The sequence below is a fragment of the Candidatus Neomarinimicrobiota bacterium genome (assembly GCA_022567655.1).
Taxonomy (GTDB): Bacteria; Fidelibacterota; SORT01; order SORT01; family SORT01; genus JADFGO01.
The window spans coordinates 1-18,118 of record JADFGO010000042.1 but is presented as its reverse complement, the minus strand read 5'-3'; the positions used below and the strand labels follow the sequence as shown (position 1 = coordinate 18,118).

General features: G+C 46.0%; 21 protein-coding genes. 7 read left to right on the top strand and 14 right to left on the bottom strand.

Features of this window, described 5'->3' with window-relative positions:
* The 3 genes from IID12_05965 to IID12_05955 all read left to right on the top strand — a co-directional run.
* Positions 1–803, top strand: an 803-nt coding sequence (locus IID12_05965) for a carboxypeptidase regulatory-like domain-containing protein (protein ID MCH8288633.1), incomplete at its 5' end; no start/stop codon positions are given.
* Positions 804–1,183: 380 nt separating this feature from the next.
* On the top strand, positions 1,184–1,366 hold the full coding sequence (locus IID12_05960) for a hypothetical protein (GenBank protein ID MCH8288632.1): 183 nt from the start codon (positions 1,184–1,186) through the stop codon (positions 1,364–1,366).
* 132 nt (positions 1,367–1,498) lie between these two features.
* Positions 1,499–1,720, top strand: a complete 222-nt coding sequence (locus IID12_05955) for a S8 family serine peptidase (protein MCH8288631.1) — start codon at positions 1,499–1,501, stop codon at positions 1,718–1,720.
* 61 nt (positions 1,721–1,781) lie between these two features.
* On the opposite strand, the gene IID12_05950 is transcribed toward IID12_05955, so the two are convergent.
* The 9 genes from IID12_05950 to IID12_05910 form a co-directional block, all read right to left on the bottom strand.
* The gene (locus IID12_05950) at positions 1,782–2,933 is read right to left on the bottom strand and encodes a putative sulfate/molybdate transporter (GenBank protein ID MCH8288630.1); all 1,152 of its coding nucleotides are present in this window, start codon (positions 2,931–2,933) and stop codon (positions 1,782–1,784) included.
* A gap of 572 nt (positions 2,934–3,505) precedes the next feature.
* A complete protein-coding gene (locus IID12_05945) occupies positions 3,506–4,438 on the bottom strand; it encodes a hypothetical protein (protein MCH8288629.1) in 933 nt (310 codons plus the stop codon).
* Positions 4,438–5,616: a hypothetical protein gene (locus tag IID12_05940; protein MCH8288628.1), complete on the bottom strand. Its 1,179-nt coding sequence runs from the start codon at positions 5,614–5,616 to the stop codon at positions 4,438–4,440. Before IID12_05940 ends, IID12_05945 begins: the two co-directional genes overlap by 1 nt.
* Before the next feature lie 5 nt (positions 5,617–5,621).
* Positions 5,622–6,344, bottom strand: a complete 723-nt coding sequence (locus tag IID12_05935) for a flagellar motor protein MotB (protein ID MCH8288627.1) — start codon at positions 6,342–6,344, stop codon at positions 5,622–5,624.
* Between the two features lie 19 nt (positions 6,345–6,363).
* The gene (locus IID12_05930; GenBank protein MCH8288626.1) at positions 6,364–7,161 is read right to left on the bottom strand and encodes a MotA/TolQ/ExbB proton channel family protein; all 798 of its coding nucleotides are present in this window, start codon (positions 7,159–7,161) and stop codon (positions 6,364–6,366) included.
* Positions 7,162–7,173: 12 nt separating this feature from the next.
* Positions 7,174–8,526: a tetratricopeptide repeat protein gene (locus IID12_05925; GenBank protein MCH8288625.1), complete on the bottom strand. Its 1,353-nt coding sequence runs from the start codon at positions 8,524–8,526 to the stop codon at positions 7,174–7,176.
* 26 nt (positions 8,527–8,552) lie between these two features.
* Complete coding sequence (locus IID12_05920) at positions 8,553–9,590, bottom strand: tetratricopeptide repeat protein (protein ID MCH8288624.1); 1,038 nt, start codon at positions 9,588–9,590, stop codon at positions 8,553–8,555.
* Positions 9,591–10,298, bottom strand: a complete 708-nt coding sequence (locus IID12_05915) for a tetratricopeptide repeat protein (GenBank protein ID MCH8288623.1) — start codon at positions 10,296–10,298, stop codon at positions 9,591–9,593.
* Entirely contained in the window at positions 10,291–11,274 is a 984-nt protein-coding gene (locus IID12_05910; GenBank protein ID MCH8288622.1) for a hypothetical protein, read from the bottom strand. Before IID12_05910 ends, IID12_05915 begins: the two co-directional genes overlap by 8 nt.
* A 479-nt stretch (positions 11,275–11,753) precedes the next feature.
* On the opposite strand from IID12_05910, the gene IID12_05905 reads away from it, so the two are divergent.
* The 4 genes from IID12_05905 (at position 11,754) to IID12_05890 (ending at position 15,069) form a co-directional block, all read left to right on the top strand.
* The gene (locus tag IID12_05905) at positions 11,754–12,365 is read left to right on the top strand and encodes a hypothetical protein (GenBank protein MCH8288621.1); all 612 of its coding nucleotides are present in this window, start codon (positions 11,754–11,756) and stop codon (positions 12,363–12,365) included.
* An 88-nt stretch (positions 12,366–12,453) separates the two neighbouring features.
* Positions 12,454–13,395: a 1,4-dihydroxy-2-naphthoate octaprenyltransferase gene (gene menA / locus IID12_05900; protein MCH8288620.1), complete on the top strand. Its 942-nt coding sequence runs from the start codon at positions 12,454–12,456 to the stop codon at positions 13,393–13,395.
* A 92-nt stretch (positions 13,396–13,487) separates the two neighbouring features.
* The gene (locus IID12_05895; protein ID MCH8288619.1) at positions 13,488–14,009 is read left to right on the top strand and encodes a CPBP family intramembrane metalloprotease; all 522 of its coding nucleotides are present in this window, start codon (positions 13,488–13,490) and stop codon (positions 14,007–14,009) included.
* 31 nt (positions 14,010–14,040) lie between these two features.
* The gene (locus IID12_05890; GenBank protein ID MCH8288618.1) at positions 14,041–15,069 is read left to right on the top strand and encodes a zinc-binding dehydrogenase; all 1,029 of its coding nucleotides are present in this window, start codon (positions 14,041–14,043) and stop codon (positions 15,067–15,069) included.
* Here IID12_05890 and IID12_05885 read toward each other — a convergent pair.
* The 5 genes from IID12_05885 to IID12_05865 all read right to left on the bottom strand — a co-directional run bounded on the left by IID12_05885 (position 15,059) and on the right by IID12_05865 (position 18,108).
* Positions 15,059–15,532, bottom strand: a complete 474-nt coding sequence (locus IID12_05885; protein MCH8288617.1) for a cyclic nucleotide-binding domain-containing protein — start codon at positions 15,530–15,532, stop codon at positions 15,059–15,061. The two genes, IID12_05890 and IID12_05885, sit on opposite strands and share 11 nt — an antisense overlap.
* A gap of 62 nt (positions 15,533–15,594) precedes the next feature.
* A complete protein-coding gene (locus tag IID12_05880; GenBank protein MCH8288616.1) occupies positions 15,595–16,074 on the bottom strand; it encodes a VOC family protein in 480 nt (159 codons plus the stop codon).
* A 1-nt stretch (position 16,075) separates the two neighbouring features.
* Positions 16,076–16,420, bottom strand: coding sequence for a 4a-hydroxytetrahydrobiopterin dehydratase (locus IID12_05875; protein ID MCH8288615.1), 345 nt, complete (start codon positions 16,418–16,420; stop codon positions 16,076–16,078).
* A gap of 503 nt (positions 16,421–16,923) precedes the next feature.
* Entirely contained in the window at positions 16,924–17,499 is a 576-nt protein-coding gene (locus IID12_05870; protein ID MCH8288614.1) for a DNA-3-methyladenine glycosylase I, read from the bottom strand.
* A 216-nt stretch (positions 17,500–17,715) separates the two neighbouring features.
* The gene (locus IID12_05865; protein ID MCH8288613.1) at positions 17,716–18,108 is read right to left on the bottom strand and encodes a hypothetical protein; all 393 of its coding nucleotides are present in this window, start codon (positions 18,106–18,108) and stop codon (positions 17,716–17,718) included.
* Between the last annotated feature and the right edge of the window lie 10 nt (positions 18,109–18,118).

Here is an 18,118-nt window from a genome sequence, read left to right as displayed (position 1 = left end):
CTACCGTCAACGTCCATTACAGCTCTGGCATCGCGAAATTTGTCAAACAGATCATCGTTGAAAGCGGGACCCGATTCATCGGCGGAGGCGATTCGGGATCGCTCCTGGTGACTGATAATGCCGATCTTAATCCGGTAGGATTGCTGTTTGCCGGTAATTCCGACGGTACAATGGCTATTGCCAATCGGATTGACCTGGTACTCGACCGGTTCGGTGTAATTGTTGACGGCGAAGCGCCTCCTCCCCCCACTACCGGCTTGATCGGTGGCACAGTGACCAATGCCTCCGGTGGGGCTGCCATTGCAGGGGTCACGATCAGTTTGGATACGGGCCAGTCGACCACGACGGCTGGTGATGGCAGCTACACCATCACCGACGTGCCCACAGGCGATCGTTCGGTGACCGCCTCAGCGGATGGCTTCGAATCGCAGTCTAAGACCGCCACCGTTAACGAGAATCAGACTACTATAATCGACTTCGCCTTAAACGAAGCGCCTGCAGCTCCGACCCTGAGCGTCAGCGTGACTACGAACAAAGACAGCTATGTGAATAAGGAGCAGGCGGAGATCACCGTCACCGTGACGAACCCGGTGGAGGGCGCTGCGGTGAATGTAGAAATCACGACCGCCAAAGGTAGAAAGCTGTCGGGCAGTGGCACAACCGATGAAAGTGGTGTACTCAAACTCACGTATAGGGTCAACTCGAAGCGGGACGGTGTAGGAACTTACGAAGTAGATGCCACAGCATCGAAGGCTGGGTTCGAGAGTGGGAGTGGGTCCACGACGTTTGAGGTGACCGAGTAGTGAGCTTGTAACAGTTAAGTTGGGGCTATGATAAGTGGGGCGATGTTGGGTGCTGTTGACCCGGATTTCAGTAGGTATAAGCTCTCAGCCCCTAAACGATGGAAGAATTAGGGGGGAATGCTCGCTAGCGTTCCCCTCTTTGTTTTCTTTTTAAAAGGCACGTTGGGGTGCCATCTGAAAGGGATAAGGAAAGGTCGCCTTCGAAAAAGAGGTGGTTTATGCTCCCTACAATCAAAATGACTTTTATGAGCATTGGTGTGATTTTCTTTGCTATAGGAATTGAGAGTTGCGTAAACAAAGCTGTTGAGAATGGCCAAGGAGTAGATACAATGCCCTCTAAGACAATCGAAGAGGTGCTCAAAGAACACACCGAAGAATTGATGTCCATACCGGGAGTGGTGGGCACGGCTGAAGGCCTTTGCGATAGCAATCCCTGCATTAAAGTGTTTGTCATCAAAATTACACCAGAGTTGGAGCAGAAAATTCTCAATATCCTCGAAGGATACCCTGTAGAGGTGGAAGAGACGGGGGAATTTGAGGCCCTTCCGGAAATTCCCGATTGACCGGAAATTACTGTCACTAACACGGGCGGGGATGCTGAGTTAGCGTTCCCGCCTCTATTATCAATTCAGTTCAACTTTCGACCAATGTTGTGGCCGTCCGCAGGTATGACCGAACGATAGTCGCTACCGACTTTGTACACTCATAACGAACCAAACATGGAGGTTATCTTAGAGGAGAATGCGAGGCGGAGAGGTGTTATTTCTACCAATAAGGGCGGTGGAACTACTTCAAAGAGCGGAACGTCAATGGCGGCGCCGCATGTTGCGGGCTTGCTATTATTTGGAGTGATAAACTCCGACGGCTTTGCTTGCGGCGACCCGGATGGTGATCCGGATGCCATAGCGTATCAATAATAGGATAGATTTCAAGAGTTCGGGGCTTACCGCCTTAGCGGTAAGCCCTTTTTTGTTAATATTAATTAAACCGTCGGTCAATAAAAGCTGTAAGCATTCCGGATAGAAATCCTATCGATAAACTTCCGGATCCGATAGATACGGCTGTTATAATAATTATTGTTAAATATTGCCTGAAATTTTTCTGGTCTTTTATGGCGGAGCCGAGCTCTATTCCTGCGATTATGAGCAGTGCCCCGAGGATGCTTTCAGGGAATGCCCGGAAAAATGGCAGCATGGACGCACCGAAAACGATTGCCAAAATCATCTTCCCCGCTCCGAGCATTATGATGCTGCCGTTAGTTCTTGCGCCGAACCTTTTTTGAGCGGCAAGACCGCCGGAACCGTGACACATAGGCATCGCACCGAATAGGCAGGCAATATTCATAAGCCCTACGCTCAATGATATCTTACGTACTCCCGCCCCGCGTTTCGGGAAATGATCGAATGATAGAGCGGAAACGGCAATGACGGAGTTGAGCATCGTCAGTGGCAGCTGTGGAAGTGCACCGCTAATAAATCCTGCTGAAAAATCAGACAAACTGATCATAATAAATTGAGGTATATAAAGATTGGGTTTCAGAGAGTTAAGAGCGTCGGGATCGACGATCGATGCTAATGAGATGCCGACGATAAACAGTATAAGCGCAGTGGGAATTTTATTTGAATTGTAAAGCAATAAAACGAAGATAACTCCGGCACTGCCTACAAGAATGCTGTCATACCCAAAGATCGGCATATCGTAGATGAGTTCAGACCCTTTGATGAAAAGCTTGATCCCAATCGTCAGTTGAATTCCCCTCACAACAGCTTTCGGGATTATTTTATTGAGGAATTCGGCAATGTTGAAGACCCAGACAAGGAGCATCATAGCTGCCATTATTAGACCGGAGGCGTATACTTCATTCGCCGTCATTCCTTCCGAAATAGCTACGGCGGCAATCGCTTTCATCGGTTGTACAGGCATGGGGATTGTAAAAATGAGCCCGGTTAACAGGTTAAAGGCGCCTGCCCAGAAGAGCATTGCGGAAAAAGAAAGCCCTGTTATAAATGCCAACCCGAGAATTATGGGCAGGAAAGTCCCGAGGTCACCGAGAGAGCCGGAGAGCTCCTGTCTGTCGAATTTTGCTACGGAAAGATTTGACCTTAATTGTCCGAAAATAGATTTGATCAACGATGAAACACGTTTCTGAGGATTACAGGTACGTTAAAAACTTTTATATGCACAGTGTCGCCTGTTCCTCCTTTGTCAAATAATTGCCTAATCAGTGTTTATGATGGTTTTACCGGTTCTGACCAGCGGGTCGGAATACTGTCTATGGTAATAGCACTAACGCTTACGTTAAATAAAACCTGTTTATCAGCAATGAATTGATTCTTGCCGGATATTTCAGCGTAAAATCTATTCATCATATTACCCCGTATTCGGAATCTTCATAATTAAGCTTGAAGATACCGACATATGGTCACTGTTTCAAGCCGTTTACTTCAGCGGATGGCTTCTTATCGATTTACAGACAAAAAAGTTGACTAATTATTGAGGCATCATATACATTTTAGTTTGATTTAGAATATTTAATTTTGTCATCACACATAGGCGAGAGGAGCGTAACCTTTAAGTAACTATACGTTTACTTATAAAAGAGAATAAAATATAATATCAGCAAAAACCCAAAGCCCCCCCACCTTGAAAAAGGCAGGAGGGCTTTTCCTTTGAGGATCCCATCCTTAGAGAAAATTTATCTGCTATTCGATCATGTCCGCTTCTAAGATGTCAGCCATGTTGATCTTCCCTTCTTTCTGTAGGTCCTTGACCTTATCAACGATAGCCTTCTGAGCGTTTTGAACCTTTCTGCGCGGCTGCGGTCCTTCAACGAGTCTTATCTCGTCCTCGAGGATAACCTGCGCGCGTTCGGGTAGATTGTTATACAATTTGTCCCGGAACTCCTGCGGCTGACCCTTGAGAGCGAGTGCGATATCAGTTGCGTCTATGCTCCTGAGCAGATCACGCATGAGGTTATCCGGTATCAGGTTGAGGTCTTCAAACGTGAAATGCGATTTTCTGACGTCCTTTGCCAGCTGGGGGTCTTCTTTTGAGAGCATTTCCAGCACATGCTTTTCGTCCGTGGCGTCCATATGATCGAGTAATTCAGCCAAAGTCTCACTGCCGCCGGTGGAGAGTTGATGGAACTTAGGTAAGCCGAGAGCTTTCTCGGCTAAATCGCCGGCTATACTCTCAATGCCTTCTAAGGGAATATCCACGAGATGACCCATCTCCAGCATAACCTGTCCCTGCAAATCCGGCTCGAGGCGAGTTATGATCTTGGCAACTCTGTCCTTTGGAAGCTGAGCGAGCGCTATAGCGGCTATTCGTGCCGTTTCCTCCTTAAGCAAAAGGAGGACCTGCTCATCAACGAGGTCATTCAGGAACGCGAACGGGTTTGAGAGCATCTCCTTTCCCTTGACCATCTTTTCAGACATGAAGTTGAAATAGAACTCTTCGAGAACCTTTTTCTTCATTTCGAAGCTGACGTCATCAAGCTCGTCCATCTTCGACCGGATCTTCATTATATCCGTGTCGCTTAGCGCCTTGAACAGCGGGCGGGCTAAATTGGGTCCTAATACTTTGAAAAGTATCGCCGCTTTTTCAAGACCTGAGAATTTTGTTTCTTCAGCCATTACGCTTCCTCCGGGCTCTCGCCTTCAGAGCTCATCCAATCGTTTAATATTTTTGTTGCGGTATCCGGCCTTCCAACGCTTAACGTTATGATCGCCTGCCGCGTGTTCTTCAGTTCAGATTTATGCATATCCCTTTCGAGCGCTGCGGCACGTTTCCGGGACAGTTCTGATTCTCTGGCTGCTCTCGAATCCTCTTCAGCAGCTATCAGTTCAGCAGGAGTACCTATATATTGAGGCTCTCCGTTTCCGTTTGAAGGTATCAAAACCCGTTCCCCACGGCGCTTTTTACTTCCAATGAAATATGCAAGGAGCAGAAGCAAAATCAATCCGGCTATTGCTCCCCATACAAATAATGAGGATCTGCTCTCAGAGTCACGCTGGCTTTTTTCAAGCTCCTGAATTCTCAGCGCAAGATCGCTCTCCATTGAGGTAGAAATCGTATCAGCTTTCGATGCTTCAAACGCCAGCTGAGCTATCGCTCTACTCTTAACAAAAGAAGCCGTTACGACATTTAAATTGTCTCCCCTTAGAGGGTCAATTCCGGTGGCGAATTCTACTACCTTCCTTACCATCTCTAACACACTCTGCCTGACTCCATCTTCAAGCATGACCGTTACGTCCAATCTGACTATCTCGGGTATTGCAGAAGTAATATTCTCGATCGAGTAACTAATAAGAGTTTCCATCTGAGCGTCTTTGTCACTCTCTGAGTCGGAAACTCTTTCATCGGCTTCCGCGGCAATTTCCGGCATTGTCTCGCCGGTCTTAGAATCCGGTCTGTCTTCTTGTATAGATATTTCAGGAAAACCCGGTAAAACAGGACCAAATTTTGGTGTGGGCGGCATTAGCTCCCTTTGAAATGGGCTGAGGTCAGATTTTCCGCGGGTTAATCCCATCCGGGCTATATCTGTTTCTTTATCATCTTTAACTGATTCCCAGACCTGTTCACGGCGTTGCGCCGGCGTAAAACTTATTTCGGCAATGACGCTTACGAAAAAGCGCTCTTTATGCAAAGCCTGTTTGAGGGCACTTTCCGCCTGAAGCCGAAGATGGTTCTCGAGCATTATCTTTTGAGCCAGCTGAGACTGCGAATCCTGAGCATAAGCTATGGAAGCGTGGATTAGCAGGGCTGTAGTCAGCCATAGTGCCAGATGTTTAGTACTTCTAAATTTTCTCATAGTCTTTACCCTATTGTTAAAAATATTATTTCAATTCTTCTGTTGGCGGCTCTTCCTTCAGGTGTATCATTGGAGTAGCCCGGTTTTGGCCATGTATCCGCATAACCGATAGCGGAGAGCTTACCCTGACCCTCTGGTGCTACGACTCCACCCTCATCGATAAGATACCGGACCGTGGCGCTTGCCCGTGCCGTTGAAAGCTCCCAGTTCGATGGAAATGGGCCGCCCTTTCGGAGAGGAATATTGTCAGTATGGCCCTCGATAGCAATTGGAAACGGCAACTCCGCCTGAAGCGCAGCGTTAATTTCCGGAGCTAACTTATCGAGTAGGTTCTTTGCTATATCGGAAAGCTCCGCCGAGCCGGTCTTGAAGGCTACGTCCCCCTTAAAGCTGATATTGACACCCCTTTTGCTCGAGCTCACCGTAACGTTCTCCTGCATATTCTGCTCGATCACGATGTCGGTTACTTTTTTCATTATTGTCGCAAGGTCGAGCCGCTCTCTTTCTACGGGTGCAGCCCCGAAATTTTCCGAAAGCGCATCGGCAAACGCTCTTATTTTCACAGGGTCGATAGTCGACATTGAAAATAAGAGTATGAAAAACGTCATCATCAGGGTAACCATGTCTCCGTATGTCAGAAGCCACTGTTCAGTTTGGTCAGCCGGAGGAATTTTTTTCTTCCTTTTCCTGACGATCAGCTCCTGGTTGATATTTACGTTTTCAGCCATGATGGTCTTTCGCTAACGCTTAGCTTTTCTCTCCTCCGGCTTCAGCATCCTGTTCCCATTCACTCGGGGGAATGAATGAATTCAGTTTCTCGCGCACAACAAGGGGATGCTTTTTCTGGTACAAAAGTACAACACCTTCGATTACCATGTTTTGAAGAACGGTTTGCTGCTCAATTCTTGATTTGAATTTTTCGGCCATAGGATTAAAAAACAAATTCGCAAGCAGCACGCCGTAAAATGTAGTTATAAGAGCCACAGCCATGTTCGGACCGATCGTTTTAGAAGGATCTGCTTCACCGCCCATGCTGACAAGCATACCGATAAGACCTATGAGTGTTCCCATCATACCGAATCCGGGCGCAAACCTACCCATCGTTCTTAAAACGTTTTCTTCCCACTTCTCACGGATTTCCCTGTTCTCGATCCGTGATTCCATTATATCGCGGATCTCGGGTTCTGTGTACCCGTTTATGATCATCTGGACACCGTCTTTTAAGAAATAATTGCTGAGAGCGTCTTTGTTCTTTTCGAGTTCAGACACCCCCATGCGCGCTGATCGGGATAATTCGACGATCTCATTTACGTACGGTCCGAGAGTGTCGGTCGTCCCCTTTTTAAATATTATTACCGTAATTTTAGTTATTCTTAAAACTTCCTTAATCGGAAACGATAAAAGTGTAGCTGCGATCGTTCCTCCGAGAACAATTTCGATACTTGGTAGACTATAGAACGATTCCGGCGGTGCTGCACCGGTTGCAAGCGCATGCACGATTACCCCTACGCCGGCGAGAATTCCTATTAATGATGCAATATCCATGCTGTTATCCCATTACCTCCTGAAAGAAGTTACCCTTAAACGGTTTTCACCCATCGCCCTCAAAATGTTTCTTATGTCGTCATATTCCGGATCAAGTTGAAGTGCGATATTCCAGTTCATTACTGCGCGCTCGGTGTCTCCTAATTTATAAAATATCGAACCGCGGCGCGCATAAGCCAGAGCCAGATTCGGATTGTATTCTATGGCGGTCTCCACCTCTTCGAGCGCCGATCTATATTGAGTTGAATAAAAATACCTCAGAGAACGGGAGAGATGCTTTAATGCGGCATTTATGTTTTGCTCCAGTGCGAACCTCTCCGTTTTGACTATCTGAACAGAATCTTGAAGAACGTTTACTCTCTGCCGGAGCATCATCGCCAAGTCGTTCAGTGTCTTGATTTGCTGTCCTGCGAATGAAATCGAATCGCGCATCATCTGAACCTCTTCAGGCGACATATAGCCTGACGGAACCAGAAGGCCGGGTTCCCCTACAACGCCTGGGGGAAGGTCTACCCTGCCGGCTGCAGCCAGTCCGATCGGCCGTTCGATTATTTCCTCCGGTATCTTGCGGGGGAAGTTTATCGACAATCCGAGACTAATTCCCGGAAATTTCGATTCGGTGATCTTTCCGAAACTCAGAATTTTCTCAATCTGCATCACTGCAAGGTTGACTGTATAATCGCGTGTCAACGGCAGTTTGGTTCCGATATTCATTCCTCTTCCGTCGAACTCACCGAGTATCCGCAGTCCGCCTATCTGGGGGAGGAAGGCTGTCCTCAAGTCAAACCCGGCAAATATTCCCACGTCCGACGCTGTTGTCTTCAAAGTATCAAACGGAAGGAACCTGTCGGTCCCTATGCCAACATGCCATTTTAACCGATAAAGTTCAAATTCCTGTTCTCGGCTTACCATTCCATAAAAAGAAAAATCTGCTATCTTGGAACTTAAAACCGTCTCAAAATCGATGAGGGTTTCCGTGAAAATTATGTTTGTAACCCCGGCAGCTACGGACATGTTCTCATAAGTGAATATGTTCCTCTGGAAGGAAAAGCCGAATTCCGGAGGAGGATCGATAGCAAGCGCCGAAGTGTCAGACGTGAATCCCTTCAATGCGGTAATGCCAAACCGGTATTTGGATGAAGGTTCGAAGTCGAAAAATATTCCCTGACTTGATTTAAATGGAGAAAAGCTGTTCAGCTCGAATCCGAAACCAAATCTCAAAAAATCGGGTCCGATTATATGGCTTGTAGTCGGGATGTTGATCATATTGCCGATAGAGGTGAATCCAACCCGGGTTTGGGCGTCAGTTGTACTGCTTCCCAAAAGGAATATAGCCAGAAGGTAAATTGTGGTTTGTTTTTTCATCTATCTATAGTTAGACGGCTGTTTCCCTAGCTCTTTTCCAATTCGGCGATCAGTTCACGCGCTCGTTTGGTGTACGCACTTCTCGGATATCGTGTTATCAGAGAGCGAAACTGCTTGAGAGCGCTGTCGTTTTGTCCCAAGTGTTTAAGAGCCTTGCCTCTCATGAGTATCGCCGAGTCCTTTTTATTCGAATCTTTGTATTTAAGTACTTTCTCAAACTCGCGGAGAGCTCTTCTATAATCTGCCATATGGTAATAGCATTCGCCGATCCAGTATTGTGCATTGTCGGAAAGGCTGTGATTTTTGTCAATGGATAAAAGTGAGCTGAACAGCCTGATACCGGACTTGAAATTCCTGTCTCTGTATTCCGAAAGGGCTTTAGCGTAAAGCTCCTTAAATGATTTAGGCGGAGTCGCATTTTTCACTTTAACCGGCAGCTGCCTCTTAGGCTTCTTTTCACTCTTTGCAACCGGAGTCTTCTTCCGTGTATTCGATTTTACAGTAACCTGTTTTTCTAATTTCTGCAGCCTGCTCAAAAGCTTCAGGTTTTCGCTCCTGAGGGCAGCCATATCCCCCTTTATGCTGTTTTCGATGCTCGATATCCGCTTTTCTATCTCCTCGATTGAACCGGAACTTTTGTCGGAGGAATGTATGTCCTCTTCTGTATAAGCCCATTTTATCATTAAGTCCTGTCGAATGCTTTCGAGCATGGGGTCAACAGCAGGCAAGCTTTTTTCGGGGTTTTTAGTCTCTTCTCCGCCGATTTGCGCTCCGAGGTCGTACATCACACCTTCATAATTTGAAAATTCTTCATGCTGCCGATTCTTTGTATCATTGATATTCAAAGCGCTTTCAAGTGGAATTACCGGGTGAGGTGTAAAAACCTCCTCGAATTGATCTGCTTTGTCCCCGCCTCCCTTATCGCTTGCGCTTAGTTTATTGTCTTCTTTCGGCTCGATGAAGGCATAGGGAATGCCCGTTCTATCTGTGCTTGCTCCAGAGCCGCCGCATCCGCTAAGAAGGATAAATGAAGCAAAAACTGTCAGGGCTATAGATATTTTCATCTACTGAGTCCTATTCATTAATTTAGTCACTCTTGAAATCAATTCGCTGTCCGGATAGCTCTCCAATAAAGTTTGGAATGCCGCATTTGCCTGAGATTTATTGTTCATTTTCAAAAGACAAAGCCCGATCTTGAACTGAGCATAATCGTTCTTATTGCTTTGAGGATAAGTCAATACAGTTTCAAATGCGCTCAAAGCTTTACCCCATTCGCCAAGACCGTAGTAAGACTCTCCTTTCCAGTATTGAGCATTATCGGAAAGGGGATTTGAGTCGTCTAATACTCCTAATTCATCAAAGGCAATAATAGCATCTTCGTAGTCGGAGTCAAAGTATAAAGCAAGCGCCGACTTGTACATAGCGTCAAACTCAAATGACAGTTCTGACGCATTCGGAGAAAATTGATACTGAAGCGAGGCCGTGGAGCCCGCGGGCTTAACATCAGGAAGGTTTTCAAGTGTGCCGAGCCGCGAGTTCTTCTCCGCCAATTGAGCATGTAAGCTTAAATTCAATCCTTCGGCATCTCTCAACTTTTCTTTAAGATCTATAATTTCTGATTGCAGTATAATCACGGAAGATCTCAAGTCCATCAATTCAATGTTCCTCGAAACGGTACCGTTATTTTCCATGTTATTCCCGTTAGGGGCTGAGCCACCGCAGGAGGGGATAATAAAAAATGCAGCAAGAATCAGTAAAGAGCTGTTATTCATACTCCTCCCAGTCTATAGAGTAAGAATATCCTATAAATGTTCCTATTGATCGGGGAATATAGATCTCAAAAGGTCCCGTAGCGCTCGGCGGTAAGGTTGTATCGGTAGTAACACCGCTTGCATAAGTATATTGCGCACCGTTGACGAAAGTAGTATAAGTTTCGGTGTTGCCGGACCAGTCTTTTCTGATAATGAAATTTATTTTAACAAAATCAGCCCTTTTATTTCCGGTATTCTTTAAAACACCGGTAAATACCGTGTTTCCGCTCTTATCTTTCCTTTCTTTAATGGGGCTTTCGATAACGACATTTGCGAGTCCACGCTCTGTAGATGAAGGTGCAAAGCCTCCTCTGGTCTCTCTTGTGGCGTAAGGCCTGCTTGAAAGCGGTCTCGGTTGAGTTGTTGCCAGGTCCAGAGCCGCATAATCGGACGTATTTTCAATTATCCTGCTTATAGAATTGCGTCGAAGAACTAAGCTGCCGATAAGTGTCTCCACTTTTACAAACTGCTCGTCTTGATACACTACGTTTCCGTAAAAAATCGTTCCGTTTGTCAGTACTATCTTTTTATTGTATACTCCCTGCGGGTCCCGCCACATCTCAGAGCGGTTATTCAAATTAGTAATCTCTGAGTTGAGGTGTGATATCTCAGCCTGAATCCTCTTTAGTTCAAACCGCAGTTCAGATATTTCTGTAGTAGAAGGTCTTGCGCCTACGCGCTGAGTCACCAAGCCTCTGGAAGCGGGCTGCGCACCGTTGCCTCCGGCTGCTATTCCGGACTCTTCTTGCTGCGGAGCGGGCTGTTGATCTCCGCTCCGCCGTTCAGACTGAAAGAGCGGCGTTACTTCCTGCCCGTCTCCTTTTTCGTCTCCGCTGAGACCGAAAGGCTTTAATACGGCACATCCGGAAATGAATAGCGCTAATATTGGTATGAAAATTATTACTGAACCGCGAAGGGCGTAATTCTTTTTGCTCATATTAATCCTCAAAGTTTTTAACATATTTCCGTTTAAGAAATTTGCTGGTGTGAATATATTGAGAGCTTAGAAGGTAAGTCAAGTATAAACCTGTAAAAAGGCAGGCAATTCAGATAAAGAGTTAATATAATCTGTCCACCTATGCTATATATAGTTAATTTTATAATAGCTACGCAAGATACTGCAATGGTGCAAATATTTAGACATCTGGTAGAACGGTTTTTACAGACATATTCGGCAGTAAAACTCCTTCATCTACCATCACGAAATTCTTGTAAATTAGAAACTTACTTACCGATTCTCCGGTTAATAGTGCCGTTTTTACTATATGTCAGAGCAAACAGGCATATCCGATCCTGGATAATAATTCAGACAGTGCTTGCCATGCTTACCAAATGTAATTAGTTTTTCTCATTATGTACGCTGTTACATCGATATTAATAGTCCTTTCAATCTTTTCTGTATTCGGATGTACAAAGGTGAATTTGGTTCAGGAAGAGTCAAAATATTTACCTAAACCATTGGAATACAATGAATTAAGGGAATTTTACGTTAACGGCTTAAAGGTTCTGTTCAAAAAGGTGGAAAGCGATACGTTCTATTCCTCGCTCTATCTTTTAAACTATTTTACTGCAGAAGATACGACATTTTACAGGTATAGTGAATTGATACTGACAGCCACAATGCTATCGAATGAAACTGTCTCTCCAGTCTTATTAAAGAGATCAAGCAGATATGTAGCGTTGTCAATAGAATCTGTAGATTCCTCTTTTGAGGATTTCTTCAAAGAAATGACTGATATATTTTATAATCAGTCTTTTGATTCGTCATCTGTCCAAGCCGCCGCCGCTGAGATTTATGCCGGTCGCGACTCCTTTGATTCATTTATTCCCACGGGCGAGGATCTGCAAAGGTATCATGCCGATAATTTTGTAACTTCCCGCATGCTCTTATTTATTGAAGGAGATTTTTCGTTTGAACCAATTCAAAACAGCGTAGAAAAATCATTCGGTGATAGGACAATCGGGCTCATTCCTGAGAATGATTTTCGTGATTTGATAGACCCGGGAATTAGAAACATAACTAATTAACTGAACATTTCTCTTGGAGAATTAAATTCCGATTCATATTATTCAATTCAGGCATTGATTAATTTCTTATCAAGAAAGTGAGGTTATTGTGAGCGAAGAACTGATGACAGATAATTCACAGGGTTCAGGAAGTAAGATTAAAGCCTGGATTCAAGCAGTAAGGGTATTTTCATTCACGGCTTCAATGGTTCCCATCGTTGTCGGTGGGGTGCTTGCGATTTATTATGAAGGTGAGGTCCGCTGGATCCTGTTTCCCATTGTTGCGGTCTGTTCGATTCTATATCACGCTGCCACGAATCTGATAAGCGATTATTTTGATCATAAAAAGGGTGTGGATAAGAACTATACCTTCGGGTCGAGCAGGGTAATACAGGATGGCTTGTTGGAGCCGGAAAAACTGCTTAAAGCGGGATCGCTTCTCTTCGGCGTGGCTGCTCTTTTAGGAATTTTACTGATTTATGTGCGAGGGGAAACCATGCTTTGGCTTGGAGTTGCAGGATTGGTCGGCGGCTATGCTTACACAGGGAAGCCGATAGCCTATAAATATAAGGCGCTTGGGGACGTTCTTGTGTTTCTGTTGATGGGACCGCTGATGGTGTTCGGATCGTATTATGCTCTTACCGGAGACTATAGCACGTCGGTAATCATAATCTCCCTTCCTATCGGTTTTTTGGTCACGGCGATTTTACATGCGAACAATCACAGAGACATCGTCCATGATGCCGATGCCGGAGCGAAAACGATTGCGGGCATATTAGGACATTCCGGCTCAAAGATCTTCTACTACTTCCTGATAGCCGGCGCATACGGCACCGTTGTTTACATGGTCACAGAGGGAATACTTTCGCAGTGGTCGCTGATTGTGTTTCTAAGTCTTCCACCGGCGTTTAAGAACATTAAGTCGATTTCCGGCAATAAACCGGGTGATTTTGAAACGATAGCGATGATAGACGTACAAACTGCGCAGCTCCATTTATTGTTTGGCGTTTTGCTTACCGTTTCGCTGTTAATCGGCGTGTTTTTAGCTTGAGGCGGGTTCACCTTCTCGTTCTGACTGCGGCAGCTTTCTGGTTCATTTTATTCTCACCCTGGACTAAGCAGTATGTCAATTTCTGGATAGGGATGTCCTTGTTTTCAGGCTCACTCGCAGCATATTCCCTTGCGTTCGGCGGTGAGAAATTTAAAAAGATTTTTGAATTTAAACGATCGTATCTCCTGATAGGAATCGTCTCGGCGGCTCTCTTGTATTCAGTTTTTCTCGTCGGAAACCTTGCAGTAAAGTCATTATTTGATTTTGCCGGAAGGGAAATTGAGGGAATATATTCGACCAAATCTCAGGCAGAGCCGTATTTAATAGGGACATTGTTACTGCTCGTTATAGCTCCGGCGGAAGAGATATTCTGGCGGGGATTTATTCAGAAGAAATATTCAAACCGGCTGGGCAAATGGACAGGGTTTTTTCTTGCGCTGGCTCTTTATTCGGCGGTACACGTTTGGTCGCTAAACCTGATTCTCGTAGGAGCAGCCTTTATGGCGGGCGCATTTTGGGGATTAATGTACATGAAATATAAATCTATAGTTCCGGGGATAATTTCGCATGGAGTCTGGGACGTTTTCATTTTCATTTTGTATCCCATTAGTTAAACCCGATAAACAGCAGAAGAAAGGTTATTAAATGAAAGCTATTACGATTCCAAAACACGGCGGGATAGAAGTTCTAACGATTGTAAACGATTACCCTACCCCGTCGGCGGGTGAAGGAGAGGTGCTGGTAAAGATCGAAGCGACCGGTCTGAACCGGGTAGATATTTTAGTACGGCAGGGTTACCCGGGGATAGAAATCGAGCTGCCTCATATTCCCGGCGGTGATATCGCGGGAACGGTTGCAGAGACAGGGAGCGGTGTCGATAGCGTTGATTCTTCGGCACGCGTGCTGGTATATCCTTTGGTCTCCTGCGGGGAATGCCTGCTGTGCCTCGAGGGTAAGAGAAATCTTTGCTTAAACTGGAAATATATTGGGATGCACCTAAAAGGCGGCTATGCAGAATATGCAGTCGTTCCGGCCGATAATATCGTGCCGATACCCGATTCGGTCAGCTATGAGGACGCCATTGCCTGTTCTATTGCCGGACTCACCGCGTATCATGGAATCAAGACGGTCGGAGAGCTGAAAGAGGGTCAATCTTTCTTCATTTGGGGTGGCGCCGGAGGGCTGGGTACGCTTGCAATTCAAATCGCAAAACACCTGGGGGCAACGGTTTATGCAACAGCCAACTCCGAGGAAAAACTGAAAATAATGAGAGAATTAGGGGTTGACTATGCGTTTAACCGCCTTGAAGATGATGTTCCCGCTCAGATAAGGAAAACCGCCCCTGCAGGATTGGACCTGATAATGGATTACGTAGGACCGGAGACGTTTACTACAAGTTGGGAGCTTCTGAAGAAAGGCGGGACAATGCTCCTCTGCGGTATCCTGACGGGAAGAGAAACAAACCTGAACATTCAATTCACCTATCTCAGACACTTGAGCATTAAGGGCACGAATCTCGGCACTATGGAGGAGATGAAAGAACTGCTTGTTCTTGTGGCAAACGGAAAGTTAAAACCGTATATAGGGGGTACGTTTCCTTTGGAGGATGCGGCAAAAGCTCAGGAGATGATGGAGGAGAACAGGCACATCGGAAAGCTGATTCTTAAGCCGTAAAGTGGCTGAAGAGCTCTGCAAACATATCATTTGAATGGCGTAGCCTGTCGCTTAGCAACCGGGCAATATTGAGAGATATGGTAGCGAGAACTTTAGGGTCCTCGTCAAACAGCACTGCCAGATCTTCTCTTTTTAGGCCTAATAAAGTAACAGGAGAGTCCGCCCTAACCGTTGCGGAACGCGGTTTCATGTCAATGAGAGACATCTCGCCGATCAACATCCCCCGTTGTTCCGTGCGGGCAATTTTAATGGTGAAATTATCACCGGCTTTCTTTTCTATTTGAATGCTGCCCTCAACAATCACAAACAACTCTCCGCCTTCATCGCCTTCATTCATGATAATTTCGCCTTCACCGTAACTGACCTCTCTCACTGTATCGAGAACGCTGGTCAATTGTTCGGGCGAGAGACCGGAAAATATTGAGGCTTTGAAGAGAAGGTTTTTATGTTCTTCAGAAATCATATGATTGCTCCTTAAGATATTTATCGGCAGACACAACACAAATGTTTAAAAATTTTTATTGCTTACTTAAGTTCTGCAAGTAACCCGTCAATATCAAGAGGAAGTGTGACCATATCCAATTCGCCGTTTTGTTTTCTTGGCCATTCATCACGTGGTTTGTCGGAGTAAAGCTCAACCCCGTTTCCGTCCGGATCGGCAAGGTAGATAGCTTCTGAGACTCCGTGATCTGCTGTGCCTTGAAGCGGATATTTTTCATCGATGAGTTTTTTAAGAGCTTTTGCCAGCTCCAATCTGTTCGGAAAGAGTATTGCCGTATGATAAAGTCCCGTATGTCCGTTTGGCGGAGGAGTACCGTCCCTGCTTTCCCATGTGTTCAATCCTATATGATGATGATATCCGCCCGCTGAAATGAACGCAGCCTGATCGCCTATCCGCTGAGTCAGTTTGAAGCCGAGAATATCGCAGTAAAAGGACAGAGCTTTATCTATATTCGATACCTTCAGATGGATGTGGCCGATCTTTGTATCGGGATGGATGCTCAATTTATGATTCCGAAAATATCCGGTCTGTTTTAGACGCCATTATAAAATCGTTTTTGTGAAGACCTTTGATTTTATGTGTCCACCAGGAGACTTTCACGCTGCCCCATTCGGTTAGGATGGCAGGGTGATGACCCTCCTCTTCGGCTATATTCCCTACCCTGTTGGTGAAAGCAAGCGCCTTTTCGAAGTTATCGAATCTATATTCGTTCTCAAGACGTTTGATACCTTTGACTTCAAGCAAATTCCAGTCCGGTATCTCCGGTTTGAACTCGGATATCTCTTCTTCGGTCACCGTCGGTGCATCGCGCCGGCAGGCAACGCACTTCATCTGGGTTAATTCTGTCATATCATATCTCCCTTCCGAAAGACTTAATTTATTAGGCTTATTCTAAAGATACTTGAGATAATGGAAATCAGGAAGGGATTACTTATAACAAACTAAATTAGTTAATCAACTTCATCTTTCATAACGTCAAGGGCGATTCGGGCGAATTCCCTCTATCTCTCGTTGTCGGGTAGGGCACACACCACGGCCCGGCTGAGCCGGACTGGGCCGTATCAATGTAGGGGCGGGTCTGTGGACCCGCCCGTTTAAAGGGAGGGTTAATAAACCCTCCCCTACGAATCCCATCGAAGATGGGATTTAGGGGTGCCCCGCTTTCAGCGGGATTCGTCCCGCCATCGGCGGGAGTTTTCCAATAAGATTATAAAGTAGCGGTCAGGGCAAGCCCTGACTCGCACTTGACGAGAAACGTCTTCCAAGGGTCACGAGGGACTCCTTTCGGAGAATTCCCTCGGAGGATTTTGGTTTGGGTATTCGGGACAAAAGACGAAGTGTGTAAGATAATCTCAGGTAGTCATCTTCTCGATCTCCCTATAGCGAAAACAACTCACGAGATGGTCGTTGACGATCCCCACGCTCTGCATATGCGCGTAACAGGTTATCGAACCGACGAACTTAAAATCAAGCAACTTGAGTTCTTTAGAGAGCGCTGCGGATTCGGGTGTCTCCGCAGGCATTTCTGCAATGGTTTTGAACGCTGATTTTAGTTTAGGTTTAAACTGTAGTAGAAAATCATAATAGCTGCCATGGGTTTCAGCCAACTTGAGAAATTTACCCGCATTGTTGATAGCTGCCCGAATTTTCAGATTATTACGAATTATTCCTTCGTTATTGAGTAATTTTTGTACATCTTTTTCTCCGAACTTTGCAACTTTGGCAGGGTCAAAACCCGCAAAAGCATTTCGGAATTCTTCACGGCGGTGCAATATAGTCCGCCAGCTTAAGCCTGCCTGAAATATTTCGAGCAGGTGATGTTCGAATTGAATCCTATCGTCTTTGGCGGGTACACCCCACTCTTTGTCGTGATACTCTATCATCTGGGGGTCGTTTGTGGGCCATGGACAGCGGACTCTTTCAGTCACGAAAGAAGCCCGGGAATTAAATGTGCAAGTAAGGGCATGTTCTGAAGGTTACAAAGGACTCCCTTGGAACAAACTTGTTCCTTCAATTGAGAGATTGCTTCGACCTGATACATCAGGTCTCGCCAGCCCGACTGATGTCTGGCGGGCAATGACGTGCGAGTGCGGGTTATCCGGCAGCTGCCGGATGACCGCACAAAGATAGACTTTCAACTAATACTATTCTGATTTTTTCTCTTCGTCGCCTTCTTCCGACTCTTCCCCTTCGTCGGAGCCGCCTTCATCTTCAGGAGCTGATTCTTCTGCAGCAGGAGTTTCGGAAGGTGCTTCCGGTTCAGGAGTTGGTTCCGGCTCTGGAGTTGGCTCAGGCTCCGGTATTGGCTCTGGTTCGGGAGCAGGTTCAGGTTCAGGAACGGGTTCAGGCTTGGGAGCAGGTTCGGGTTCGGGCGCCGGCGCGGCAGCGGGAGCTGCTTCTTCCTCTGCGGTTTCACCCGTATATATAGCGCCCATAACTCCGCCATAGGCGAAATGGGCGACGATACCTCCCATAATTGCCATCATTCCCCCTGAGAACACACCCATCCCCATCATCGGCATTGCCATAAAGTTCATGGCCGCCCAC

Bases quoted from the DNA above. Each gene is read 5' to 3' on its own strand.
- IID12_05960 (MCH8288632.1), top strand. From the start codon at position 1,184: ATGTCCATACCGGGAGTGGTGGGCACGGCTGAAGGCCTTTGCGATAGC.
- IID12_05945 (MCH8288629.1), bottom strand. From the start codon at position 4,438: ATGGCTGAAGAAACAAAATTCTCAGGTCTTGAAAAAGCGGCGATACTT.
- IID12_05940 (MCH8288628.1), bottom strand. From the start codon at position 5,616: ATGAGAAAATTTAGAAGTACTAAACATCTGGCACTATGGCTGACTACA.
- IID12_05935 (MCH8288627.1), bottom strand. From the start codon at position 6,344: ATGGCTGAAAACGTAAATATCAACCAGGAGCTGATCGTCAGGAAAAGG.
- IID12_05930 (MCH8288626.1), bottom strand. From the start codon at position 7,161: ATGGATATTGCATCATTAATAGGAATTCTCGCCGGCGTAGGGGTAATC.
- IID12_05925 (MCH8288625.1), bottom strand. From the start codon at position 8,526: ATGAAAAAACAAACCACAATTTACCTTCTGGCTATATTCCTTTTGGGA.
- IID12_05920 (MCH8288624.1), bottom strand. From the start codon at position 9,590: ATGAAAATATCTATAGCCCTGACAGTTTTTGCTTCATTTATCCTTCTT.
- IID12_05915 (MCH8288623.1), bottom strand. From the start codon at position 10,298: ATGAATAACAGCTCTTTACTGATTCTTGCTGCATTTTTTATTATCCCC.
- IID12_05910 (MCH8288622.1), bottom strand. From the start codon at position 11,274: ATGAGCAAAAAGAATTACGCCCTTCGCGGTTCAGTAATAATTTTCATA.
- IID12_05895 (MCH8288619.1), top strand. From the start codon at position 13,488: ATGTCCTTGTTTTCAGGCTCACTCGCAGCATATTCCCTTGCGTTCGGC.
- IID12_05890 (MCH8288618.1), top strand. From the start codon at position 14,041: ATGAAAGCTATTACGATTCCAAAACACGGCGGGATAGAAGTTCTAACG.
- IID12_05885 (MCH8288617.1), bottom strand. From the start codon at position 15,532: ATGATTTCTGAAGAACATAAAAACCTTCTCTTCAAAGCCTCAATATTT.
- IID12_05875 (MCH8288615.1), bottom strand. From the start codon at position 16,420: ATGACAGAATTAACCCAGATGAAGTGCGTTGCCTGCCGGCGCGATGCA.
- IID12_05865 (MCH8288613.1), bottom strand. From the start codon at position 18,108: ATGAACTTTATGGCAATGCCGATGATGGGGATGGGTGTGTTCTCAGGG.